The organism is Vibrio maerlii (assembly GCF_003415655.1).
In the GTDB taxonomy this organism is placed as follows: Bacteria; Pseudomonadota; Gammaproteobacteria; order Enterobacterales; family Vibrionaceae; genus Vibrio; species Vibrio maerlii.
Window position 1 is genome coordinate 357351 of sequence record NZ_QRHC01000005.1, and the last position, 25308, is coordinate 382658.

The following is a 25308-nucleotide window of genomic DNA, read 5'->3' on the forward strand; positions in this document are numbered from 1 at the left end:
GGTTAATCGTCCACTGCCATGCCATTGATAACGATGTTGTTATAGCTCACCATGCCAATCACCGCACCATTCTCAAGAACTGGGGCTCTACTTATGCCAAAGCGCTCAAACAATCGAGCACAGTACTTAACGTTCATATCAGGAGAAACCGATAATGCAGGCTTGGTCATCACCTCATAGATGTTAGTACGTCGTGTTGAACGATTTTGAGCCAATACTTTTTTAGCAATGTCGTTCATTAATACGATCCCGTATTCATCGTCATCGTGACGCTTATTCACAATCAACGCTTTGACCTGATGTTTACGCGCTAAGACTATCCCCTCATGAACGGTAGTCAAGCCATCAACTACTACATAGGTGCTTGCCATCACCTCACGAACTCTTTTTGCCGGAACTTGACTCATAACTCATCCTCGACCACTTTGGTTAGTGTTTCTACTTGATGTGCAACGCCGACCGCGTCTTCAATGTCTATCTGAATGGCGATCCCCTGCCCTGACTCTTCCTCAAACTCGCCGACTTCATTTATCGTTTCTAAAATATGACGAGATAAGTGTTCCTCGACCACAAACAACAGCATATCTTTTTGCACTTCGAGCGTCAGACCAAAAAAAGTACGTTTTTGATTCAACCCTTCTCCTCGAGCATTATTGATAACCGTTGCGCCGGTCGCTCCCGCATTGCGCGCAGCATCAAGCACCTTGTCTGTCTTACTGTCTTCTACAAATGCAATTAATAATTTAAAGCGCATTACGCCCCTCCTTTGAGGATTGTTCTTCCTTATTTAGCCACTGCGTGATTTGTGCGTAGCCCATAACAGAGATAATTGGAAACAGACTGGCAAAAGCGATTAAGCCAAAGCCATCAATCATTGGATTTCTTCCCGGTACCGTAGACGCAAGCCCTAGTCCAAGAGCTGTGACTAACGGCACCGTCACTGTAGATGTCGTCACGCCACCAGAATCATAAGCAAGTGGGACAATCATCTTAGGTGCATAGTAGGTTTGAGTCACTACCACGATATAACCAGCAATGATGTAGTAATGGATCGGGTCACCCACCACGATGCGATAACTACCCAAAGCAATACCCACCGCCACACCAAGCGCAACGGCAATTCGCAGCCCATTAGTACTGATACTGCCACCGGACACTTGATTGGCCTTCATCGCGACTGCAATTAACGAAGGCTCTGCAATGGTGGTACTGAACCCGATGGCAAATGCAAAGATATAAACCCAATAGTAATCCTCCCAACTCAAACTGGTTTCTAGTCCCAGCTTCATCTCGGCGAGAAAAGCTGGTGCGGTGAGTTGTTTTGCCATGGTTTCCCCTAGAGGAAACAGCGCCATTTCCAACCCCATCAAGAACAGAGACAAACCTAAAATGACATAAACAAAGCCAAGGATAACGCGTCTGAGATTACTAATAGATTTACGTAGAATTGCGGTCTGAAAGCCGAAGATGATGACGACAATAGGAAAGACATCACGTATCGTTGACAGCAGCGTTGTCGCAAAATAGTCAAAGCCACTCATACCATCACCATCCCGTAGATCATGACGAACATCATTGGCAATAGAGAGGCGAAAGCGATGAGACCAAAGCCATCAATCATTGGGTTGCGGCCTTTGATTGATGATGCAAGCCCAACGCCCAGTGCAGTTACGAGTGGAACGGTAATCGTGGAAGTGGTCACCCCACCAGAGTCGTAAGCGATACCGATAATACTCTCAGGAGCAAATACAGTGAGAACCACTACGCCTAAATAGCCACCTATAATCATGATATGAATTGGCCAGCCTTTAAGGATGCGGATAACACCAAGAACGATAGCTAACCCAACAGAGAGAGCAACGGTTATCCTCAGACCCGTGGAATACTCGAGCAACGATTCTTCAGATCCGGGAATCAATCCCCCTTCCGCGGCAACTTCAGCCGCTTCGGCTGCCACAGCGGTCAATGCAGGCTCCGCTATTGTTGTGCCAAAACCGAGACAAAATGCAAAAACGAGTAACCAGAATACGCTTCCCTTACGAGCAAAGGCTTGTGCCATGCTTTCACCAATAGGAAAGAGTCCCATCTCTAGCCCAAAAATAAATAGCGTTAAACCAAGGACAACCAGTATCAAGCCTGCGATGATTGAGAGAAAATTAGGAAGGGGTTCTTGAAGGACAAACAGCTGAAAACAACCTATAACGACAATAATAGGCAGGAGATCTCTCAAGCTATTCAGCATGGCACGAAATAGTGCCAATATTGCAGGCATCGCATCTCCTTCTGTCATCGTTATGCATATAGTGTGACAGAATGTCGTGTAACAATATGTGACAAGTGCGTGTTTTATGAGCTGATCTAATCACTATCAACTCGTCTATAATCATAGTTAATAAACAGCACAAGGATGAGGCATGAAGGTATTACTTACTGGCGGTACAGGATTTATTGGTCGCGAACTGGTTAAACATTATCGAACACACGACATCGTCCTCCTGACTCGATCACCTTCACAAGCTCAACAAACGCTTCATCATGTGCCTGGTGATAACCTCACTTTTATCACATCACTCGATGAGCTTTCAAATCTCAATGATTTTGATTTAGTCATTAACCTCGCTGGTGAACCCATTGCTGACAAGCGCTGGAGCAAGAAACAGAAAAAGAGAATTTGCGACAGTCGCTGGAAGCTCACGCAACAGATCGTCGAGCTCATTCATGCCAGCACCACACCCCCTAAAACCTTTATAAGTGGATCAGCGGTGGGCTTCTATGGCGATCAACAACATCACCCTTTCGATGAGTCCTTGCACGTGCATCAAGAGAACTTTCCACACTTTGTTTGCAGTGAATGGGAAAAGATCGCTTTGTCGGCCCAGTCTGATCAAACTCGAGTTTGTATCCTGAGAACAGGGATCGTTTTGGCTCCTCATGGAGGCGCATTAAAGAAAATGCTGCCTCCCTATCGTCTTGGGCTTGGAGGGGCTATAGGTAGTGGTGAGCAATATATGCCTTGGATCCACCTCAACGATATGACTCGTGGGATATCGCACCTCAGTGAACAAGAACATGCCCAAGGCGTCTATAATTTCTGCGCTCCTCATGCTGTGACGAATAAAGTGTTTAGTCAGACCTTAGCTAGGGTATTAAGAAGACCACATGTGCTTTTCACCCCAAAATGGGTGCTTTCAACATTGATGGGTGAGTCTGCTTGTTTGTTATTTGATAGCGTGCGTGCAAAACCGAAACGCCTCACAGAACTTGGGTTTAATTTTAACTTCTCTCACCTCGAACCAGCCTTGAAGAACCTATTGCAAAATAACTAGATAGCCGATAATTTCACATGCTTACACCATAATTTAGGGACAAGTATGCGTTCAATATTGATTACAGGATGTTCTACAGGAATTGGCTACACGTGTGCACATGCGTTAAAAGATAGAGGTTACGACGTAATAGCATCTTGCCGTTCAATTGAAGATGTTGAGAGACTGCAAAGAGAGGGTTTGACCACTATTCAGCTCGACCTAAACTCTCAAACCAGTATCGATAGTGCTGTAAAGCAGGTCATTAGCATGACAGAGGGAAAGCTCTACGCGGTATTTAACAATGGCGCCTATGGTCAACCCGGCGCACTGGAAGATCTCCCAACTCAAGCTCTAAGAGAACAGTTTGAAACCAATTTTTTCGGTTGGCATGAACTATTGCGACAGCTACTGCCTATCCTTCGGGCTCAACCTGAAGCTCGTATTATTCAAAACAGCTCCGTCCTCGGCTTTGCTGCCATGAAATATCGAGGGGCATACAATGCCTCTAAGTTTGCGCTCGAGGGTTGGACGGACACACTACGATTAGAGCTTGCTGATACTAATATTCAAGTATCTCTTATTGAACCAGGACCTATAGAAACACAATTCAGAGCCAATGCCTTAGCCAAGTTTAAACAATGGATAAGCGTCGAACACAGTGCCCACAAAGCAGCTTATGAATTACAAGAAGAGCGCCTAGTGAAAGAGAGCTCAAACAATCAGTTTGTACTCCCTGCTTCCTCTTGTGTTGATCCCCTTGTCGATGCATTGGAGTCTACCAAGCCCAAGTTACGTTACCGAATAACGACACCAACCAAGGTATTTTCAGTGTTAAAGCGATTGCTTCCTGCCCGTGTACTAGATCGAATCCTGCAGAAAGCGGCTTGATACCACTTGCAAACTATCTGAAATGATAAGAATCCCATCTCAAGTATGAATAAATGTTGAGATTGTCATAAGGTCGTAACATAACTTAGTAATACTCCCACCATCGAAACGATCTTTCGATCAATTAAACGGATCTGTTTAATTGACTTTCTAGCGTATCATTCGGTGTACACATGTCCTTAAACCAACTAAATTGGGTGGGTGTGGGTGTAGCGCTTGTCGTGTTATTGACATTTTAGCACCTTCGCTTGCTGCAAAAATGAATACCAACAAAGCCACTATCGCTTCTTGCATAGTGGCTTTGTTGGTTTTTGCGCTTCAAGATCTTGATATTTTTACCGATTGACCCAAAGTATCAGATAACAAAACAACGAAAGGCATAGTGAAATGCAGTCACCATATATTGTTGAACTCAACGAACAGAATTTTCAGCAAACCCTAGAGGGGTCAATGCAAACACCAGTATTGGTTCACTTTTGGGCTTCAATGAGTCAAGAGAGCAGCGAAATCATTCCCGCGCTTCAAGGATTGGCTCAGCAATACAAAGGTGCTTTCACACTTGCACTCCTTAATTGCGAACAGCAACAAGGCCTTGCTGCACAGTTTGGTGTTCAGACTCTTCCAACCATCGCTTTATTCGTGAATGGACAAGCCGTTGACGGTATGGGTGGACCTCAAACCATTGAGGCCGTTGCAGCTATGCTCGGCAAACACCTACCGAGTCAAGATGAGCTAGTACTTAAGCAAGCGATAGATCTTTGTCAACAAGGAGAATATCAACAAGCGATAGCCGCAATAGCGACTCTACCAGAAGAGTATTTAGATAAAGGTGAAGTGAAACTGATCCTCGCTCAATGCTACATCGAGACTCAGCAGTTTGACCTCGCAGAACCCTTACTGGCCACTATGCCTCTGCAGTTTCAGCAACAAGATTATAAAAACCTGGTTGCTAAACTGGAGCTGCACAAACAAGCTGCAGACAGCCCAGAGCTTAAAGCACTAGAAGAGGCTCTAGCTAAAGACTCATCGAATGCTCAACTCGCGATGGAACTCGCCCTGCAGTACCATCAAGTGAATCGTAACGATGAAGCATTAGAGCTCGCATGGTCATTTCTAGTTAAAGACCTCAATGCTTGTGACGGCGACATGAAAAAAACCTTCATGGACATTTTGAGTGCCCTTGGTCAAACCAACCCATTTACGGGTAAGTATCGTCGCCAGCTGTATTCATTACTCTACTAGAGCGTTGATTTTTTCGACAACAATCCTGTAACCAGCTGAAAATACGTGAGTAAGTTTCGACCTTACTCACTTATTTTTTGTCTAACATTTGCAGTCGAACAAATTTCAAGCAACACTAAAACATCAGAAAGGTTTAAAAGGAATGAGTCATGCCTATTGATATTTTAGTTACTGTTGGTGTCTTTGTTATCATCGCAATCATGTTTATTGCTGCTGGAGTCAAGACGGTCCCTCAGGGTAATAACTGGACGGTTGAACGATTCGGGCGATTCACCCACACACTCAAGCCAGGGCTCAACTTAATCATTCCTTTCATCGACCGAATCGGTAATCGAATCAATATGATGGAGCGCGTTTTAGACATTCCTGCGCAAGAAGTTATCTCAAAAGACAACGCAAATGTCGTCATTGATGCGGTCTGTTTCGTCCAAGTGATTGACGCAGCTAAGGCTGCCTATGAAGTTAACGACTTAGAGCATGCGATTCGTAACCTTACGCTCACCAATATTCGTACTGTTTTGGGGTCCATGGAGCTTGATGAGATGCTTAGCCAGCGTGACATGATTAACACCAAGCTATTAACGATTGTCGATGACGCAACGAACCCTTGGGGTGTAAAAGTCACTCGTATCGAGATCAAAGATGTTCAACCACCAGCAGACCTAACAGCCGCGATGAACGCACAAATGAAGGCTGAACGGAATAAGCGTGCTGATATCCTCGAGGCAGAAGGCGTTCGTCAAGCGGAGATACTAAAAGCTGAGGGTCACAAGCAATCCGAAATTTTGAAAGCAGAAGGTGAGAAACAAGCTGCAATCCTGCAAGCTGAAGCTCGTGAGCGTGCCGCAGAGGCCGAAGCAAAGGCAACAGATATGGTATCCCAAGCAATTGCTCAAGGTGACATGCAAGCCGTCAATTACTTTATTGCTCAGGGCTATACCGATGCTTTGAAATCGATCGGACAAGCTGAAAACGGTAAAATCATCATGCTTCCTTTAGAAGCAACAGGATTGATGGGGTCTGTGGCTGGTATTGCAGAAATGTTCCAAAACTCAAAACCTAATAGTACCGCTACCAAGCAATAAATTAACTATGATTATAACTCTTCTCGAACAAATGAACTTTTGGCATTGGTTAGCCTTTGGCTTAGCCTTGCTACTCGTTGAGCTTTTAGGAACTGCTGGTTATTTCCTTTGGCTTGGATTGTCAGGTTTAATTGTCGGTATATTGCTCACATTCATACCGATGAGTTGGCAGCTTCAATGGATAAGCTTTGCGGTTTTTTCTCTAGTAACAACCTGGCTCTGGTGGCGAAAGCAATTAAGCACGGATAAACAATCTGACGACCAAAGGGAGCTAAATCAGAAGCATAAGCAGCTTATTGGTCAACGGGTCAAAATAGAGCAAGAAACTGACGAAGGTACGTTCCGAGTCAAACTTGGTGATACCACTTGGTCTGCTTACACGGAAGAAACTATTCCTGCTAAAACGATGGTTGAAGTCGTCGATGTGAAAGGGATTGTTCTGCACGTTAAACCCGTAGAGAAGTAACGACACATCATAGCTATTGGCAGGTTAATTAATTTCTTAACCTGCCGATTTTCCGCAACCTTTTAAATCATCAATAATCGGGCATTCACTACCTTGGTCGCCCGGGCATTTCGCTACCCATTCCTCTAATTGCGCTTTCATCTCATTAAGCTCAGCAATTTTCGCGTTCACTTCATCTAGCTTAGTCTGTGCCTTATGTTTCACCGCTTCACTGGTTCTGTGTGCATCATTTGATAAGCCGACCAATGAGCCGCATTCTTCGAGGGTGAAGCCAACTCTTCTGGCGCGAGCAATCACCAACAGCTCATCAATATGCTTCTGACCATACTGACGGTAGCCATTTTCGCCACGAATTGGTGGTGAGATTAAGGACTTGGACTCGTAGAGTCGGATAGATTTGGCTGACAATTGCGTCAGTTTAGCAACTTGGCTGATATTCATAGCGGATTCGAGTAAACAATCTTAATAAATTCTATAACCAACAAGCTGATACACACAAGTCATGTTAATAATCTACGCAAACAAAACGTGGTGCTATAAGAAGTTATCTAACACTAACAGTCAATCAGCCAGCTAACATTCAATAACTTAGCGAAATATTTTACACCCTAAATAAGCAGTAAAAAATATTTGAATCATTAAAATATTTTTGATCTTTTCCGCCACAGAACCATACTTAACAAAGCACTTTCAACAAGTGCTTTTTAAAGAGTAAGTTAAAGAGGATTTATTATGAGAACTTTAATGACATTTGTTTTTTCAGCAATGTTCAGTCTAAGTGTATCAGCGTATTCCGGCAGTTCTGCTGGGGGGCCTCACGTAGATTGCAAATTACCAAATGGTGACATGAAGTTTATCCCTGTCGAAGCGTGTAAGCAGCGTGGTGGCGAGATTAAACACTAGGGGTAATACCTAGCCCTGAGAAACTCAACTGTGACATTCGCAAGGTCGTTGTTTAGCGTTGGCCTTGCTCAACTCATAACCTATTTATATTCAGTCCTTGATCTCATTGTTGGCTTCAATTTCTTTTATTCGCTCTAAAAAATAACTAAACTTTCCCTAACAAATCGAGTGACTAACCAATCTTAACCCAGCTCGATCGTCAGGGATATGATTCAATGTTTAAAAAAAGTATTATCGCAGCTCTAGCGCTTGTGCCTACCTTAGCTACAGCAGAAGTAACCATTGATATTCCAAAAGGAGTTCAGTTACTTACGGTGAACCAAGAAGATGCTGGTTATTCTAGTTTAGGGTTTGATTACAAAGACAATTTAATTCTGAGGGACGGTGTAAACCAAGTCGTATTTCGCATATCGAAAATAGTCTTTGAAAGCGGAGCTGATAAAACGAAGTTTAAATCGGAACCTCTTGTCGCTACATTCAATGAATCAGACAAACAACTCAAACTGGAAGTACCAAATATCAAAACGCTAGATGAAGGGATGGCATTTAATAACAACCCTAGTTTCCAGTTGAAGTATCAGGGTGAGGATTTAGAAGGCGTTAAGAAAGACCAACTCGGTCTTGGCTTTAAGCTCATGCCGGACATGGTGCAAGAAGTTGAGAAGTATAACAAAAGCATGGAACCTGCTAGCTTAAAACACTTCGCCCACGAAGCTGTTAAGGTTGATATGCCTATACTCGAAGGCTCTAACTACGAGGTATTGAAAAGTGCATATGAAAGCGTATCAATAGAGGAAAAGAAAAAGTTTCTCACTTGGGCCATCAGCAATATGGAATAATTCCAAGTTAACGAGTTAAATAGACACAAAAAGCAGCCAAGCGCTGCTTTTTTCGTTTCCGTTATTTACCTATGCTGCAACAAAAAGCCAGTATCACCTCTGCTTTCCAACAAGCTCCAGTCAAACTGCGTGACCTCCAACACAAACTTACCACTCGTACATAGATCGAAAAAAGCCAGTTGCGAATACCGCAACTGGCAGAAAAGGCTGTCTGATAGCTAGTTAACTTAGAAGTAGTATTCTACGCCTAGTCCCCAACCGAACTCAGAATCTGAATCGTCTTTAGAGATCATGTATGGACGGAAGTATGTTAGTGCAGAATCATCTAGGAAGTACATTGCTTGAGCAGATACGATGTAGTCCTCTGTGCCTTTGACCTCAGTACTGTTTAAATCTGCTTCTAGGTTAGCTGCGTAGTTTAATTTGAAGTTCCAGTTTTCAACACCGCTATAAACCAAACCTATTGAATAACTGTCTTGCGAGATCTCAGTGCCATTCAACTCAGACAGATCTTCATTCGAGTCTGCAATAGAAATGTCTTCATATTCGGCTTCTTCCATCTTGTAGGCCGCATATACGCCGAAATCGTTGATGTAGTACTCGAAGCCCAAGATCGCAGCAAAAGTATCAGATTTAGCTGAAATACCGGTTAGATCGTCGGTAATAGAAGAACCAGGATTCTGATTCAACCAGTTGTTGTATGCCGTATCAAAGTCACTCACACTGCGACCTTCACCAACTTCGACACCACCATGTATGGTTAAACCACCCGTTGTGAAATGCGCACCCGCGCCGTAGAAGTTTGAGTCCTTATCTGACTCGGTACCACGACCAGCTGCTAGGTTGAACGTAAAGCCACCAAGGTTTGCTGAGTCATAACGGACCATGTTGGATTGACGGTCATAGCGAGCTCCACCGATAACATCCCCTCCCCAGTCAAAGATCGCGCCAGCACGTTGCCCTGAGTATGGCCAGTCTACAATTTGATAAAGCGGTGTCAGCATACGTCCGATACGAATTTTACCCGCATCTTCAAATTCAAAGCCAACAAAGGTGTCACGCACACCTAGCCCACTATTACCGCCGTCATCACCAACGTTACCACCTTCCATTTGCCAAATAAGCAAAGGTCCGCGAGCCAGGTCTTTAGAGCCGCGAAGACCAAAACGAGATTCATTTTCTAACTTAAGAGGTGCATCGCCACCGCCAATTTTATCTTCGCCAAATTGCCAAACAGCTAAGGCGACTTGACCATAAAGATCAACCGATTCTGTTGCTGGTTTTGCTTGAACTGAGCCTGCTAAAGCTGCTGTCGCCACTGCTGCACCGACTAGAGTGCGTTTAAACATTTTTTCCATGGAAAATACTCCTAAAAATGGATATAGCTGTTTTTATATTTTTTTATCCTTAGTTGGCCGCCGAGAATAAAAAAACCGTTCCTATTTGTTAAAGCTCTTCAATGCACTCCTACATATCGAGCCCTATATTTCCTGCATACACAGTGTGTATCCATGTACCAAAGACTAACTTCGCGATGCGAAACATCAAATAGAACTTAATTTTCTTCTAATAAAATTAGATCTGTAACAAAATTTTCACAAAACACCGAACTTGCTCATAATTTAAGCAAAACGGTTCCCCATAAAATAATGAACCTTTATTAATCATTACCTTATATAGACTCGAGTTTTAAATAGTTAGAAGTGCGTCGAAAATTTCCAAAACAAAAAAAACATCAAGAAATATCAAAAGATGTAGCAAGTGCTTTCAAGCATATGGCTGTTAAATTCAGGCATAAAAAAAGCCAACAGTGGGCACTGTTGGCTGAAGATAGTGTTAAATTTAGCGACTAGGCCCGCTATTTTGACAGTTCAATTAAGTCTTGTTCTGTCTTAATTTCAATCCCAAGCTCTTGAGCTTTGGTCAATTTAGAACCAGCAGCTTCACCAGCAAATAAGATATCCGTCTTTTTGGAGACACTACCGGTCACTTTTGCACCTAGCGATTGAAGTAAAGCCTTTGCGTCAGAGCGGGTCAATTGGCTCAGGCTACCGGTTAGAACCACAGTTTTACCAGCAAGTGGCTGTGGTACGTCAGCATCAAGTTCTTCAATCTCATCCCAAACGATACCTTGAGAAATCAGGTCTTCAACAACTGCCTGATTCCTTTCTTGTTTGAAGAAGCTCACAATGTGTTCGGCGACAACATCCCCAACATCAGAAACTTCAATCAACTGCTCATGAGTCGCGACTTTTATTGCGTCAAGCGTCTTGAAGTGCGTCGCGAGATTAAGCGCTGTCGCTTCGCCCACTTCACGAATGCCAAGAGAGTATAGGAATCGAGGTAATGTCGTTAGTTTTGACTTAACCAGCGCATCGACCACATTCTGTGCCGACTTTGGCCCCATACGATCAAGGACAGTCAGAACACCGGCAGACAACTTAAAGAGATCAGCAGGCGTTTCTACCATTTCCCGCTCTACAAGTTGCTCAATCACTTTTACACCAAGACCATCAACATCTAACGCTTTACGAGATACAAAGTGCTTCAATGCCTCTTTTCTTTGTGCTGAACAAACCAACCCGCCTGTACAGCGTGTTACAGCTTCACCCTCAATGCGCTCTACACCAGATTCACATACAGGGCATTGCATCGGATAAATAATCTCTCGCGCACTCTCTGGACGACGGTCAACCACAACAGCAACAATTTGTGGGATAACATCACCGGCACGGCGGATAATCACACTATCACCAACCATGACACCAAGACGCTCAATTTCATCTGCGTTATGCAGAGTCGCGTTGCTTACCGTCACTCCCCCCACGAACACAGGCTCAAGCTTGGCAACAGGCGTAATTGCACCCGTTCGACCTACTTGAAACTCTACATCGTTGAGCGTTGTAATCTCTTCTTGGGCAGGAAACTTATAAGCAATCGCCCAACGAGGTGCACGAGCAACAAACCCCAACTCTTCTTGTTGAAGTATGGCATCGACCTTAATCACTACTCCATCAATCTCATAAGCGAGGTCATCACGAGCGCTGAGAATGTCTTGGTAGTAAGCTTTAACCTCATCAAGAGTTGAAACTCGTTTAGTCTGAGGGCACATTGGTAAGCCCCAACCTTTCAGCTGCAGAAAACGTTCATAATGACTTCCAGATAAGGTTGCACCCTCAACGACGCCCACGCTGTATGCGTAGAAGCTTAATGGTCTTGTTGCTGTAATGCGCGAATCAAGTTGACGCAGGCTACCTGCTGCTGCATTACGTGGGTTAACGAAGACTTTTTCGCCCTTCTTTGCGGCTTGTTCATTCAACTTATCGAAACCCGCTTTAGGCATGAACACTTCACCGCGAACTTCTACACGACTAGGCCAGCCTTGACCCTGAAGTTTTAGCGGGATTGCCGTAATAGTTTTAACATTGTCAGTGATATTCTCTCCCGTTGCACCATCACCACGAGTTGCCGCTTGCACCAAAACACCATCAACGTAAAGTAAGCTTACCGCTAGACCATCAAGTTTAGGTTCACAACAGAACTGCTCAACCTTCTCACCGATTAAACGCTCATTCATTCGACGTTGAAAACCTTCAAGCTCTTCATCGCTGAAAGCATTGTCCAACGATAGCATCGGGATCTCATGTGTCACTTGTTCAAAATTGGATAGTGGTGCGCCACCAACACGTTGGCTTGGAGAATCGGTTGTCACTAGTTCTGGGTGATCAGACTCTAGATCAAGTAGTTCACGCATCATGCGGTCATATTCCGCATCCGGAATTTCAGGACTGTCTTCAACGTAATAACGAACAGCGTGGTAATGAAGTGAATCTCGAAGGCTTTCGAGCTTAGATTGAATTGAAGATGTCATCGTTTATTCTTCTTACAATAGATGGAATAGCAATAAGGCACTGTAAACAGTGCCTTATTCATTAATCGAGTGGTTTAAGTTTAGCTGGCTTTTTTTGCTTTGAAATCTTGAACTTGCTTGCGGTATGCATCCTGACGATTTGGCGTCATCAAATTACGTTGGTCATCCAACACATGCCCACCTAAATCATCAGCAATTTGCTGCGCCGTACGAAGCATTAGCTTGAAGTTTTGCTCAGCATCACCAAAGCAAGGCAACGTCATAAAGAATGAGATGCCTTTGGTGGTAAATTCGGCTGGGTCACCATGTGCGAGAGTGCCTGGTTGCATCATGTTTGCAACACTAAAGAGAACTTTCCCGGTACCTGAAAGATCGGCATGACGGTGGAAAATGTCCATTTCACCGTACAATAGACCATTTTGCTGCATACTATCGAACAGCTCAGTTCCAACAAACTCACCGTCACCTGCCGCATGAACATTGAGCACAATGACTTCTAGCTCGTCTTCTGCTTGTGGCTCTTCAGTAACGGGCGCAGCAATAATGGGCTCTACCTCTGGTTCAGCAATAATTTCTGGCTCTGGAGAGATCGGCTCTTCTGGATCATTTGTTGAAAATACTGGAGCTGATGGTTCATCAATATCATCGTTTTGAATCGATGAGAACGATGGAATCACCTCTTCTTCAGCTTCAACAGGTACTGGTTTTGTTGGTTCTGGTTGAGTCGTTTCGACAGAATCAAGCAGAGGATCAGAGGTTGTTGTTAACGGTTCTTCAATACCAAATGGAGAGTCTTTACGAATCACTTCAAAATCATCTGCGTTATCGGCATAGTCGTTATCTTCGACTTCTGGTTCTGATAGCTTTCCAAGAGGCTTGTCACCAAACTTAGTTTTCCCCTCTTTTTTACTGGTCCATAATCCATGAAATAAGAGTGCGGCGATAGCTAGGCCACCGACAATAATCAATACTAATCGCAATTCCTGCATGTTTTGCTCTCAACTGCTCGACGGTCGTCGAGTTCGGTTAAATCTGGTTGATTTTATTACTGTACCAAAAGAGTGCCTCAATATAGAAACACTTAATTGAAATTGATAGTAATTTACTGTGATGTTCTGCACGCTTTAATGTGACAACTTTTCTTCCACATCAACTTGGTTACAATAGCAGACACAAATCTCAACGAAGACATTTCAATGCAAAAATATAAACAACAAAGCGGGTTTGGTTATTTCTTTACCGGTTTATCGTTAGCTACGACACCAGGCATCCGCCAATTTGTTCTATTACCGCTGCTCGCAAACATTCTGCTTGTCGGTGGTGCACTGTTTTATCTCTTTTCTAACCTCACCACCTGGATCGATGGCTGGTTAGGTGGTTTACCCGAGTTTCTTTCTTGGCTTTACTATATTCTTTGGCCTTTGCTGGCTCTGACGATTCTTGCCACTTTCTCTTATTTCTTTAGCACATTAGCTAATTTTATTGCCGCACCATTCAACGGATTACTTGCTGAGAAGGTTGAAGCGCACATCACGGGGCAAAAACTCGATGACAGTGGCTTAATGGGCGCTCTTAAAGATACACCGCGCATCCTCGCTCGCGAATGGCGCAAGCTTATTTACACGCTACCAAAAGCGATTGGTTTGTTTTTGTTATTACTGATACCAGCACTTGGTCAAACAGTCGCGCCTTTTTTATGGTTTATCTTCACCGCTTGGATGTTAGCTATCCAATACTGTGACTACCCTTTTGATAACCACAAAGTCAGCTTCGATGACATGCGCCTTCAGTTAAAAGCCAAACAAGGCAAGGCCTACAGCTTCGGTAGTTTAGTGGCTCTATTCACGACTATCCCAATCCTGAACTTAATCGTAATGCCTGTTGCTGTCTGCGGTGCTACCGCAATGTGGGTGGGTGAGTTCAAAAATAGAACCTAGAAAACAAGTTCCTAGTCCCTAGATTTTCGATACTTCTAGGAACTAGGTGCTAGAGAGCTAGAGAGCTAGAGAGCTAGAGAGCTAGAGAGCTAGAGAGCTAGAGAGCTAGAGAGCTAGAGAGCTAGAGAGCTAGAGAGCTAGAGAGCTAGAGAGCTAGAGAGCTAGAGAGCTAGAGAGCTAGAGAGCTTATTTTGGGGGTTGACGCGTAGGCGTCAACCCTATTTCCATCTTCAGTTTTAAAATCTAGATATCTAGTTTTCCAGAAGCGAAGCGTTCTAGCTCATAGAGGGCAAAGCCCGACTCTTGCTTCATATCATATAACTTTTTAATCCTTTTCAACTTTTCCTCACTCCCCTAATCTGCTCAATAACACTACTCACCTCTAAGTTCTCAACTTTGCAGGCTTGAGGTGGATAAGAAATCAGTGAATAGTCATTACGTTGTCGTCACTCACAAGGCTCCAAGAAGAATCAGCTAAATGGAAAACGGCAACGACACAAAATATCGCGACACTTAGTCAAGGAAATGAAGGAACATCACAATGAGCAAGATCTACGAAGATAACTCCCAAACGATTGGTAATACTCCCCTAGTACGTCTTAACAAAGTCAGCAAAGGTAATGTTCTGGCTAAAGTTGAAGCACGTAACCCAAGCTTTAGCGTTAAGTGTCGTATCGGTGCGAACATGATCTGGGAAGCTGAGAAAGCTGGCACACTTAAGCCAGGTGTAGAGCTTGTTGAGCCAACAAGTGGTAACACTGGTGTCGCTCTAGCATTTGTTGCTGCAGCTCGCGGTTACAAACTAACACTTACCATGCCTGAGTCTATGAGCCTTGAGCGCCGTAAGCTACTTAAAGCACTAGGTGCAAACCTAGAACTAACGGAAGCAGCGAAGGGCATGAAGGGGGCAATCGCTAAAGCAGAAGAGATAGTTGCTAGCGACCCAAGTAAATACCTGCTTCTACAGCAATTCAACAACCCTGCTAACCCACAGATCCATGAAAAGACAACAGGTCCAGAAATCTGGGAAGCCACGGACGGCGAAGTAGATGTGTTCGTAGCAGGTGTGGGTACAGGTGGTACTATCACAGGTACTAGCCGCTACATTAAAGGCGAGAAAGGCAAGAACATCGTTTCTGTTGCAGTAGAGCCAGCAGAGTCTCCTGTCATTGCCCAAGCACTTGCGGGTGAGGATATTCAACCGGCACCACATAAAATCCAAGGTATCGGTGCAGGTTTCATCCCTGGTAACCTAGATCTGGAGCTGATTGACCGCGTTGAATCTGTAACATCTGAAGAAGCGATCGCAATGGCGCGTCGCCTAATGGAAGAAGAAGGTATCCTAGCAGGCATCTCATCTGGTGCAGCAGTTGTGGCAGCCAATCGTTTGGCTGAACTTCCTGAATTTGCTGGAAAAACTATCGTTACAGTGCTACCAAGCTCAGGTGAGCGTTACCTAAGTACAGCCCTATTTGCTGGCCTATTTAGCGAAAAAGAGAACGAACAGTAATACTGGTTCAAATCAAATTTTGATTCAAAAAAGCCCCTTTTTGGGGCTTTTTTGTTGATCCCACGAAAACCTTTGGTAATATCAGGGCTGTTTTATTTTAAGCTGTAAAATAAAAGCTTATTAGACTAGATTCTTCTCATTTCACTTTAATGAAGTGGGTAAAATTAAAACCGGCATAAGTTCTAACACGTAAAAAGCGTCTTCGCACTGGCGAAGTTTTTCGTTAGCGGTTAAGCTAAGTCGGCTAATAAACCAACAAATAAAAAATTAATTGGGGTATATCACATGTACGAGAAGCAAGTAGAAATCACTGCAGAAAACGGTCTTCACACTCGTCCGGCTGCACAGTTTGTTAAAGAAGCTAAAGCATTCGACGCAGACATCACTGTGACTTCTAACGGTAAAAGCGCTAGCGCGAAGAGCCTGTTCAAACTACAAACTCTAGGCCTAGTTAAAGGTACAGTAGTAACTATCTCTGCTGAAGGTCCACAAGCTACTGAAGCTGTAGACCACCTAGTTGCTCTAATGGATCAACTACACTAATCCCGAGCTTCCATATCAAAGCCATTTTATCGCAAGGTAAAATGGCTTTGTTGGAAATTGAGCGATTTATAAGCTAAACATACGTTAGCGCTAGTCCACATTCTCCCTTTTACTATTTGACCAATTTAAGGTAAGGCTATGATTTCAGGCATCCTAGCATCTCCTGGTATTGCTATCGGTAAAGCACTACTACTTCAAGAAGATGAAATTGTCCTAAACACTAACTCAATCACTGAAGACCAAGTTGAAGCAGAAGTTCAGCGTTTCTTTGACGCTCGCAACAAATCTGCAGCACAACTAGAAGTTGTAAAGCAAAAAGCACTTGAAACATTCGGTGAAGAGAAAGAAGCGATCTTTGAAGGTCACATCATGCTTCTTGAAGATGAAGAGCTAGAGGAAGAAATCCTAGCACTGATCAAGAACGACAAGATGTATGCTGATAACGCTATCCACACGGTTATCGAAGAGCAAGCATCTGCACTTGAGTCTCTAGACGACGAATACCTAAAAGAACGTGCAACGGATATCCGTGATATCGGTACACGTTTTGTTAAAAATGCTCTAGGCATCAACATCGTTTCTCTAAGCGACATCGATGAAGAAGTTATCCTAGTAGCGTACGACCTAACGCCATCAGAGACTGCACAAATCAACCTAGACTACGTTCTTGGTTTTGCATGTGACATCGGCGGTCGTACTTCTCACACATCTATCATGGCGCGTTCACTAGAGCTTCCAGCTATCGTTGGTACTAACGATATTACTAAGCAAGTGAAGAACGGCGACATGCTTATCCTAGATGCGATGAACAACAAGATTGTTATCAACCCATCTGAAGCTGAACTTGAAGAAGCAAAAGCAGTTAAAGCTGCATTCGTTGCTGAGAAAGAAGAGCTAGCTAAGCTTAAAGATCTACACGCTGAGACACTAGACGGTCACCGTGTAGAAGTTTGCGGTAACATCGGTACTGTTAAAGACTGTGACGGCATCATCCGTAACGGTGGTGAAGGCGTTGGTCTGTACCGTACTGAATTCCTATTTATGGACCGTGATGCACTTCCTACTGAAGAAGAGCAATACGTAGCTTACAAAGAAGTTGCTGAAGCAATGAACGGTGAGTCAGTGATCATCCGTACTATGGATATCGGTGGCGACAAAGATCTACCATACATGGATCTTCCAGAAGAGATGAACCCGTTCCTAGGCTGGCGTGCAGTACGTATCAGTCTAGACCGTCGCGAAATCCTACGCGACCAGCTACGTGGTATCCTACGTGCATCTGCACACGGTAAGCTTCGCATCATGTTCCCAATGATCATCTCTGTTGAAGAAATCCGTGAACTGAAGAAAGCTATCGAAGAGTACAAAGCTGAGCTACGTGCTGAAGGCCTAGCGTTCGACGAAAACATCGAAATCGGTGTAATGGTTGAAACTCCAGCTGCAGCAGCTATCGCACACCACCTAGCGAAAGAAGTTGCATTCTTCTCTATCGGTACTAACGACCTGACTCAGTACACGCTAGCAGTAGACCGTGGTAACGAGATGATTTCTCACCTATACAACCCACTATCTCCAGCAGTACTGACAGTGATCAAGCAAGTAATTGACGCTTCACACGCTGAAGGCAAGTGGACTGGTATGTGTGGTGAGCTTGCTGGTGATGAGCGCGCAACACTTCTTCTACTAGGTATGGGCCTAGATGAGTTCTCAATGAGCGGCATCTCAATCCCTAAAGTGAAGAAAGTAATCCGTAACTCTAACTTCGCTGAAGTTAAGGCTATGGCTGAAGAAGCGCTTTCTCTACCAACTGCTGAAGAAATCCAAGCAGTAGTAGAAAAGTTCATCGCAGAGAAAACTCAATAATCTCGCGAAATATATAAAGAAATAGGCGACCAAAGGGTCGTCTATTTTCTAAGATTGGTATAGTATAATTCCAACAGAATAAAACTAAACGTTAGGAGCACGACACAATGGGTCTGTTTGACAAACTAAAAAGCGCTTTTTCTGCAGAAAGCAACGATGCTGGCGCAATCGAAATCATCGCACCTCTTTCTGGTGAAATTGTTAACATCGAAGACGTGCCAGACGTAGTATTCGCAGAGAAAATCGTTGGTGACGGTATCGCAATCAAGCCATCTGGCGACAAAATGGTTGCTCCAGTAAACGGCACAATTGGTAAGATCTTCGAAACTAACCACGCATTCTCTATCGAGTCTGACGACGGTGTTGAGCTATTCGTACACTTCGGTATCGACACAGTTGAGCTAAAAGGTGAAGGCTTCACTCGCGTTGCTGAAGAAGGTCAATCTGTTAAAGCTGGTGACACTATCATCACTTTCGACCTAGCGACTCTAGAAGAGAAAGCAAAGTCTACTCTAACTCCTGTTGTTATCTCTAACATGGACGAAATCAAAGAGCTGAACAAGCTTGCTGGTTCTGTTGTTGTTGGTGAAACACCAGTACTGAAAGTGACTAAGTAATTCATACTTAGAGCATTTCAAAAGTTCAAAAAGCGCAGCCTAACGGCTGCGTTTTTTGTTGTCTGAAGATAAGCGACGGAGAGCTTTATCTTTAGGCCTTATAGCCATTCAAAAACAGTTCGACACTGCTCTTTAGATAAGCTCGCTGCTCCTCTACACTCTGTTTAATATCGGTGCCGAGATGGTGCCAATACACCGCTTTACCGTGGATCATCAACATAAACTGAACTGCAGCATGCTCCATACTCAGTTCGGCAACTAATATACCCTGCTTCTGTTGATGCTGTAGATAGTCTAACAACATCTGTGTTGTCCTCTCTGGACCAGCCTTCAAATATGCCTTGGCGAGATCAGGATGACTCTCTAACTGACTTACCGCTGTGCGGTGAATATTCAACGCTTCATCCGTCAACAACATATTTTGGAATCCAAGAGCAAAGTCAAACAATACACTTTCTATCTCTCGTGTATCCTCAAGCAGGCCCACCTTCGCTTTGGTCGTTTCGCATTTATCCATCACGCAGGTTTCAAACAACTCATCCTTGGTTTTGAAATGCGCATAAACCGTTTGTTTTGAAACCTGAGCAAGCTCAGCGATATTGTCCATACTGGTAGCGTATCCGTGCTGAGTAAACAACTGCCCAGCGGCTTGCAAAATTTGCTCTCTCTTTTTTGCACTTCTTGGTGATAACACCATAATCTATACACCTTTATTCTTTGAGAACAATCGTTCGAATCCAGAGCTTACTAGACTGGAGAGTCCAGTTTGACGATCGTCATCAAACTTTCATTGACTGTAATTTGATTATTAGCACATTCTAGTCTTAAATCAAACTAGACTGTCTAGTTTGATTTGGAATACAGAGATGGAATTTGTAAGATCTAACCTTCGTACATTATTAATAAGTGCTGCCTGTGTAGTGGCCTTATCTGGTTGCCAGCAAGAAGAACCCAAAGGCTCTGTTACCAAAGTACATAAACCCAGTGTCGAAGTCTTTATTCCAACCTTAACTGATCACTATACTGCTCAGCGTGAGTACGTCGGTTTCATTCGTGCAGAGGAACAGGCTCAATTAGGTTTCGAACTCAATGGCAAGGTAAATAAAATTTGGGTTGATATTGGTGATAGTGTCAACCAAGGTGACCCGCTGATCCAACTTGACACTCGTTTGTTAGTCACTGAAGAAAATCAACTGAAGGCGCGACAAGCTGAAGTTAAAGCCCAATTGAAACTCATCGAAACAAACCTCAAACGCCAGCGCTCTCTAAAAAGCAAAGGATTCAGTGCTGAAGCAGAAATCGATTCACTCACTAGCCAAAAAAGCGCCTACCTAGCCAACCTTCAGCAGTTAAGTGCCACTTTAGAGGCAAACACATTACAACAAAGTAAATCAACCTTGAGAGCGCCCTTTTCCGGGACGATCAGTAAGCGCTTTGTATCCATGGGCGACATCGTCACCGTTGCAATGCCAAGCTTAACCTTACTTGCCGATAGCGCTCCTCAAGCTCATATTGGTGTCCCTGCAAAGTTTGCTCAAGAGATCATCAATCAAGGTCATTGGCAGGTACGTGTTGGAGAATCTATGATTCCTGCCAAACTCATTAAATCCGGCGCGCAGATAAGTAGTCAATCACGAACAATAGAGCTACGTTTTCAGCTACCGGAAGACACACATTGGGTCGAAGGACAACTTGGGTATTTACAACATCAAAGCGTAAAGAATCAAGATGGTTTTTGGGTACCTGTTTCATCCTTGACTGACGGTATTCGAGGTACATGGAATATTTTTACCGTCGACAACAATGACCAAATTCGACGTCATCATGTTGAATTGATTTTTGCCGACAACAATGCTGCATTTATCTGGACCAACATAGATAACAATGAGCCAGTTGTCACCGCTGGCTTACATCGAGTCGTACCAGGACAACACGTTGCTAAAACCTTAGTAGACAACCCTGTTCGCTCTGTCCTCGTAAAAAGTGACAGCAAGGAGTAGAGAATGAAGGTACAGCAGCTGTTAAGAAACTCCCGTACACTTGCACTTTTTACTGCTCTGTTAGTTGTGGCGGGGCTATCGGCCCTTCAATCTTTACCTAGAGCTGAAGACCCAATAATAACCAACCGAAACGCGGCAATTATCACTTCGTATCAAGGGGCCACCCCGGAGCGCGTTGAAGCCCTAGTCAGTGAGGTCATCGAAACTGAGCTTAGAACTCTTGATACCATCAACTTAATCACATCGAGCTCTCGTCCTGGCATTTCGGTAGTGAACATCGAACTTCACGATTACATCACAGATTCAGAGCCTGTTTGGTCAAGGGTCCGAGACAAGTTAAATGATGTCCAAGCTAAGCTGCCTTCGGGGACCTCAACACCATCACTTGATAGCGACCACTCTTACGCATTTACTTACATTACAGCGGTAAAATGGCAGGGACAAGGAGAACCTAATCTCGTCGTTCTTAATCGCTACGCAAAAGAGCTCGCTCAGCAATTTAGAGCGATGAAAGGCACAGAATTCGTAGATGAATACGGTCTGGTTGATGAAGAAATATTGGTTCAAATCGACATTGCTGCTGCGTCTACTTTGGGCAGCAACGCACTCTCGCTATCTGATGCTATTGGTGGTGCGGATGCTAAAAATGCTGCTGGCGAGCTAGTGAATCAAGACAATCGCTTTGCTCTGGAAGTCAGCAAATCACTCGATACATTAGAACGTATTCGTCAGGTACCCGTTGCGGTTGACCAAGATGGCTACGTGATCCGCCTCGAAGACATCGCAACCACCACTCGCTCGATGGCGACACCCCCTGCACAAATAGCCTTAGTCGATGGTGAACCCGCGATCATTGTTGCTGCTCGCATGAACTCTGACATTCGAGTTGATAAATGGACACCAAGGGCGATAAATCTTGTTGAACGCTTTTCGCAACAGTTACCACAGAACATTGTCGTAGACACCTTATTTGAACAAAACAGTTACACACAATTGCGTCTATCTGAGCTGATGAACAGCCTATTGATTGGCTTCGGTCTTGTGTTGATCGTATTACTGCTGACACTCGGTGTAAATTCAGCGCTCATTGTTGCCCTATCTTTACCACTGACTGCCATGCTGACGCTAGCCCTAATGAAAGCGACGGGATTACCAATCAATCAGATGTCAGTTACAGGCCTGATCGTTGCCTTAGGCATTATGGTAGACAATGCCATCGTTATGGTGGATACCATTCAGAACTACCGCAGACAAGGAATGCGTCGCGTAGAGGCTGCTCTAGCGGCTATTCAACACCTTTGGACACCTTTATTAGGTTCCACACTGACAACCGTACTCGCATTCGCACCTATTTTCTTAATGCCAGGACCAGCAGGCGAGTTTGTTGGTGCTATTGCTATTACCGTCTCTTTCTCACTATTAGGCTCTTATTTGATCGCGCATACATTGGTCGCTGGCTTTGCTGCACGCTTCTTGCCATCAAGTAAGGTAGAAGAGAAATGGTATCAACATGGATTACAGGCCCCTGCACTAGCGAGTGCGTTCCGGAAAACGATATCGGCTGCTATCCATCACCCCAAAAAAACCGTTTTACTGGTCTGTGCAATCCCGTTATTTGGGTTCTGGAGCGCCGGTCAATTAACCGAACAGTTTTTCCCTCCATCGGATCGAGACATGTTTGAGATCCAGCTGTTCATGCCTCCTCAAGCCAGTATTTATGCAACTCAAGATGCAGCGCTCGAGGTTGAAAATATTATTAGAGACAACCCTAAGGTGGAAAGCATCAATTGGTTAGTGGGCACCAACTTCCCTTCTTTTTACTACAACATGCTTAGCATGCAACGTGGTGCCCCTTACTTCGCCCAAGCGATGGTAAAGATGGAGCACTTCTCTGATGCGAACGCGTTTATTCCAGAGCTCCAAGAAACACTCGATCGCTTAATTCCTCAAGCGCAAGTAATTGTTCGCAAACTAGAGCAAGGACCTCCATTCAACGCGCCGTTAGAAATTCGTGTGGTTGGCCATAACTTAGACACACTCAGCCAAATTGGTGAAGAACTGCGTTTGATTATGGCGGAAACACCGGATGTCACTCATACCCGCAGTACACTTCAACAAGGCATTCCGAAAATCTGGCTTGATGTGAATGAAGAGTCCACCATGCTCGGTGGCATGAACTTATCAGGACTGGCCTCAACGCTTGAAGCGACGCTGATGGGTAGGGTTCAAGGCAATATTATCGAGGGAGTGGAATCGATCCCTGTTCGAGTGCGTATAGCATCAGAACAAAAAGAGCAGTTATCTGATCTTAGCCAGCTCCCTCTATCAGTAAACACCGGCAACGGCATTGAAGTCTTGCCACTCGCAGCAATGACTGACTTTAAGATCACCCCGACACGCGGTGCTATAGTTCGACGTGACGGTCAACGCGTGAATACCATTGAAGGCTTTGTGGCTGCAGGTGTTTTACCTCAAACGGCTTTGAATGCGTTTAAAAATCGGGTTGATAGCTATCTGACTACACTTCCTCATGGCTACTATGTTGAGTTTGGTGGAGAGTCTGCTGAACGAGATGAGTCGGTCGCTCACTTACTTAGCAACCTTTCATTGGTTGTCACGCTGATGATCTTAGTGGTCGTTTTATCATTTAACTCTTTCCGCCTCAGCACAATCATCTTCCTTGTTGCCGCTCTAGCCGCTGGCCTCGGGTTGCTATCCGTTTGGGTATTCAGCTACCCATTTGGCTTCACCGTCATCATCGGCCTACTCGGTGTCGTCGGGTTGGCGATAAACGCAGCCATTATCATCCTTGCAGAACTAAAAAGTGATGAACAAGCTTGTTCGGGTGACAAACAAGCCATCACTCACGGCGTAATGAGCTGTACTCGTCATATCACCTCAACCACGATCACTACAATTGGCGGCTTCTTACCATTAATCCTAGGCGGAGGAGGCTTTTGGCCACCTTTTGCCGTCGCAGTTGCCGGTGGTACCTTGCTCACAACCCTGATTTCATTCTATGTCGTTCCACCGCTGTTTGTGCTGATGAATAGGAAGAAGAAAAATAAGGTGGTTGGAGAGTTGAGAGCTAGAGAGCTAGAGAGCTAGAGAGCTAGAGAGCTAGAGAGCTAGAGAGCTAGAGAGCTAGAGAGCTAATTTTGAGGGTTGACGTTAGGGCATCAACTCTTTTTCATCTTCAGATTGAAAAAATCTAGGTGTCTAGTTTTCCAAAGTGAAGCGCTCTAGTTATCTAAGGGGAAAAACAACAAACCCAGCCGAAGCTGGGTTTGTATTAAAACGTTCCTGAGAACTAAAGCGATTAACCAAGTAGGCTTAGTGCCGAGTTCGGTGCTTGCTTCGCTTGAGCTAGGATTGAGCTTGAAGCTTGAGACAGAATCTGAGACTTAGTCATCGCCGTTGTTTCCTTAGCGAAGTCTGTGTCTTTAATGCGGCTCTTCGAAGCGTTCACGTTCTCGTTGATGTTGTCTAGGTTGTTGATAGCGTGGTCAAAGCGGTTCTGGAATGCACCCAGCTCTGCACGGTGACTATCTACATATTTAAGTGCTGTATCGATGATTGCAACAGACTCTTGTGCACCACCTACTGACGTTACATCGATAGTATCAACCGTCACTGCTTGAGCAGCRCCCATGGTCAGGTCACCCGCTAGTGCGCCAGAGAACGTCACTGCGCCGTCAACTTTGTTGTTACCTGCAAACATCTGTAGTTTGCCATCTTCGTCTACTGACGCTTTTACGAAGTCTTGTTGACCGTTGATGTAAGTCGCTACTTCTTCAATATCATCGCCTTCTTTTGCGTTGATAGTGATRCTTTGTGCATTACCAAATGTGTCGTTAAACGCCATGGTAATCTCAGTTGTACCTGCTTGTACTTCCCAGCTTGCGTCTTTCGCATTCGTTGCGCCGTAGCTGCTACCACCCATTTGAGTGTTGTCAGAGCGCATATCGTTTAGGCTTAGCATTACCGCTTCACCGTTGTCCGCACCGATTTGGAAAGATTGAGTGCCGTACGTGCCGTTCAGTAGTTTGTTACCACCAAAAGACGTGGTTTCCGCAATACGGTTTAGCTCGTCGTTCAGTGCCGTTACTTCTTCTTGAATCGCTACGCGCTCTGCTTTTGAGTTTGAGCCATTCGCCGATTGTAGAGAAAGGTCACGCATACGTTGCAGGATGTTCGTCGTCTCGTTCATTGCACCTTCTGCTGTTTGTGCAATTG

24 protein-coding genes are annotated in these 25308 nt (G+C 44.4%); 14 read left to right on the forward strand and 10 right to left on the reverse strand.

Translation table 11 applies throughout. The features are described from left to right. Positions 1–2: 2 nt before the first annotated feature. Genes DPF91_RS11260 through DPF91_RS11275 form a run of 4 tightly spaced genes read right to left on the reverse strand, consistent with a single transcriptional unit; the run spans position 3 to position 2272 of the window. Positions 3–407, reverse strand: a complete 405-nt coding sequence (locus tag DPF91_RS11260; RefSeq protein ID WP_117234523.1) for a CBS domain-containing protein — start codon at positions 405–407, stop codon at positions 3–5. Further along, positions 404–754: a P-II family nitrogen regulator gene (locus DPF91_RS11265; RefSeq protein WP_117234524.1), complete on the reverse strand. Its 351-nt coding sequence runs from the start codon at positions 752–754 to the stop codon at positions 404–406. The genes DPF91_RS11260 and DPF91_RS11265 overlap by 4 nt, the downstream gene beginning before the upstream one ends. Further along, positions 744–1541, reverse strand: coding sequence for a DUF1538 domain-containing protein (locus tag DPF91_RS11270; RefSeq protein ID WP_117234525.1), 798 nt, complete (start codon positions 1539–1541; stop codon positions 744–746). The genes DPF91_RS11265 and DPF91_RS11270 overlap by 11 nt, the downstream gene beginning before the upstream one ends. Then, positions 1538–2272 carry a DUF1538 domain-containing protein gene (locus DPF91_RS11275; protein ID WP_117234526.1) on the reverse strand — a complete coding sequence of 245 codons (735 nt, stop codon included), beginning with the start codon at positions 2270–2272 and terminating at the stop codon, positions 1538–1540. The genes DPF91_RS11270 and DPF91_RS11275 overlap by 4 nt, the downstream gene beginning before the upstream one ends. A gap of 142 nt (positions 2273–2414) precedes the next feature. On the opposite strand from DPF91_RS11275, the gene DPF91_RS11280 reads away from it, so the two are divergent. From DPF91_RS11280 to DPF91_RS11300, 5 genes are all read left to right on the forward strand, one after another. Then, positions 2415–3326 carry a TIGR01777 family oxidoreductase gene (locus DPF91_RS11280; RefSeq protein WP_117234527.1) on the forward strand — a complete coding sequence of 304 codons (912 nt, stop codon included), beginning with the start codon at positions 2415–2417 and terminating at the stop codon, positions 3324–3326. 45 nt (positions 3327–3371) lie between these two features. Beyond that, positions 3372–4196, forward strand: a complete 825-nt coding sequence (locus DPF91_RS11285) for an SDR family oxidoreductase (RefSeq protein ID WP_117234528.1) — start codon at positions 3372–3374, stop codon at positions 4194–4196. A 387-nt stretch (positions 4197–4583) separates the two neighbouring features. Beyond that, positions 4584–5438, forward strand: coding sequence for a thioredoxin family protein (locus DPF91_RS11290; RefSeq protein WP_117234529.1), 855 nt, complete (start codon positions 4584–4586; stop codon positions 5436–5438). 149 nt (positions 5439–5587) lie between these two features. Next, complete coding sequence (locus DPF91_RS11295; RefSeq protein WP_117234530.1) at positions 5588–6523, forward strand: SPFH domain-containing protein; 936 nt, start codon at positions 5588–5590, stop codon at positions 6521–6523. A 7-nt stretch (positions 6524–6530) separates the two neighbouring features. Continuing rightward, positions 6531–6989 (forward strand): NfeD family protein, encoded by a 459-nt coding sequence (locus DPF91_RS11300; RefSeq protein ID WP_206355561.1) that lies wholly within the window; start codon positions 6531–6533, stop codon positions 6987–6989. A 36-nt stretch (positions 6990–7025) separates the two neighbouring features. Here the strand turns inward: DPF91_RS11300 and cueR are convergent, their stop codons facing one another. Further along, complete coding sequence (cueR, locus tag DPF91_RS11305) at positions 7026–7430, reverse strand: Cu(I)-responsive transcriptional regulator (protein WP_117234531.1); 405 nt, start codon at positions 7428–7430, stop codon at positions 7026–7028. A 291-nt stretch (positions 7431–7721) separates the two neighbouring features. On the opposite strand from cueR, the gene DPF91_RS22075 reads away from it, so the two are divergent. Together DPF91_RS22075 and DPF91_RS11310 are read left to right on the forward strand one after the other, a co-directional pair. Further along, positions 7722–7892, forward strand: a complete 171-nt coding sequence (locus DPF91_RS22075) for a hypothetical protein (RefSeq protein WP_164684128.1) — start codon at positions 7722–7724, stop codon at positions 7890–7892. 215 nt (positions 7893–8107) lie between these two features. After that, a complete protein-coding gene (locus DPF91_RS11310; protein ID WP_117234532.1) occupies positions 8108–8731 on the forward strand; it encodes a DUF2057 family protein in 624 nt (207 codons plus the stop codon). Between the two features lie 227 nt (positions 8732–8958). Here DPF91_RS11310 and DPF91_RS11315 read toward each other — a convergent pair whose 3' ends face one another. The 3 genes from DPF91_RS11315 to zipA form a co-directional block, all read right to left on the reverse strand. Next, entirely contained in the window at positions 8959–10089 is a 1131-nt protein-coding gene (locus tag DPF91_RS11315) for a porin (protein WP_117234533.1), read from the reverse strand. Positions 10090–10589: 500 nt separating this feature from the next. Beyond that, positions 10590–12602, reverse strand: a complete 2013-nt coding sequence (gene ligA, locus DPF91_RS11320) for an NAD-dependent DNA ligase LigA (protein WP_117234534.1) — start codon at positions 12600–12602, stop codon at positions 10590–10592. A gap of 80 nt (positions 12603–12682) precedes the next feature. Then, on the reverse strand, positions 12683–13591 hold the full coding sequence (gene zipA, locus DPF91_RS11325) for a cell division protein ZipA (RefSeq protein WP_117234535.1): 909 nt from the start codon (positions 13589–13591) through the stop codon (positions 12683–12685). 207 nt (positions 13592–13798) lie between these two features. Between zipA and cysZ the strand changes: the two genes are divergently transcribed. The 5 genes from cysZ (at position 13799) to crr (ending at position 19072) form a co-directional block, all read left to right on the forward strand. Continuing rightward, complete coding sequence (gene cysZ / locus DPF91_RS11330; RefSeq protein WP_117234536.1) at positions 13799–14539, forward strand: sulfate transporter CysZ; 741 nt, start codon at positions 13799–13801, stop codon at positions 14537–14539. Between the two features lie 541 nt (positions 14540–15080). Further along, positions 15081–16049, forward strand: a complete 969-nt coding sequence (gene cysK / locus DPF91_RS11335; RefSeq protein ID WP_117234537.1) for a cysteine synthase A — start codon at positions 15081–15083, stop codon at positions 16047–16049. A 285-nt stretch (positions 16050–16334) separates the two neighbouring features. Continuing rightward, positions 16335–16592: an HPr family phosphocarrier protein gene (locus tag DPF91_RS11340; protein WP_117234538.1), complete on the forward strand. Its 258-nt coding sequence runs from the start codon at positions 16335–16337 to the stop codon at positions 16590–16592. A gap of 138 nt (positions 16593–16730) precedes the next feature. Then, positions 16731–18455 (forward strand): phosphoenolpyruvate-protein phosphotransferase PtsI, encoded by a 1725-nt coding sequence (gene ptsI, locus DPF91_RS11345; RefSeq protein ID WP_117234539.1) that lies wholly within the window; start codon positions 16731–16733, stop codon positions 18453–18455. 107 nt (positions 18456–18562) lie between these two features. Then, positions 18563–19072, forward strand: coding sequence for a PTS glucose transporter subunit IIA (gene crr / locus DPF91_RS11350; RefSeq protein WP_117234540.1), 510 nt, complete (start codon positions 18563–18565; stop codon positions 19070–19072). Between the two features lie 91 nt (positions 19073–19163). On the opposite strand, the gene DPF91_RS11355 is transcribed toward crr, so the two are convergent. Continuing rightward, positions 19164–19769, reverse strand: a complete 606-nt coding sequence (locus DPF91_RS11355; RefSeq protein ID WP_241033803.1) for a TetR/AcrR family transcriptional regulator — start codon at positions 19767–19769, stop codon at positions 19164–19166. A 169-nt stretch (positions 19770–19938) separates the two neighbouring features. Here DPF91_RS11355 and DPF91_RS11360 point away from each other — a divergent pair, with 169 nt between their 5' ends. Together DPF91_RS11360 and DPF91_RS11365 are read left to right on the forward strand one after the other, a co-directional pair. Then, the gene (locus tag DPF91_RS11360) at positions 19939–21072 is read left to right on the forward strand and encodes an efflux RND transporter periplasmic adaptor subunit (RefSeq protein ID WP_117234541.1); all 1134 of its coding nucleotides are present in this window, start codon (positions 19939–19941) and stop codon (positions 21070–21072) included. A gap of 3 nt (positions 21073–21075) precedes the next feature. Next, entirely contained in the window at positions 21076–24180 is a 3105-nt protein-coding gene (locus tag DPF91_RS11365; protein WP_117234542.1) for an efflux RND transporter permease subunit, read from the forward strand. A 211-nt stretch (positions 24181–24391) separates the two neighbouring features. Here DPF91_RS11365 and DPF91_RS11370 read toward each other — a convergent pair. Continuing rightward, a partial coding sequence (locus tag DPF91_RS11370) for a flagellin (RefSeq protein ID WP_164684130.1) occupies positions 24392–25308 on the reverse strand: 917 nt, incomplete at its 5' end.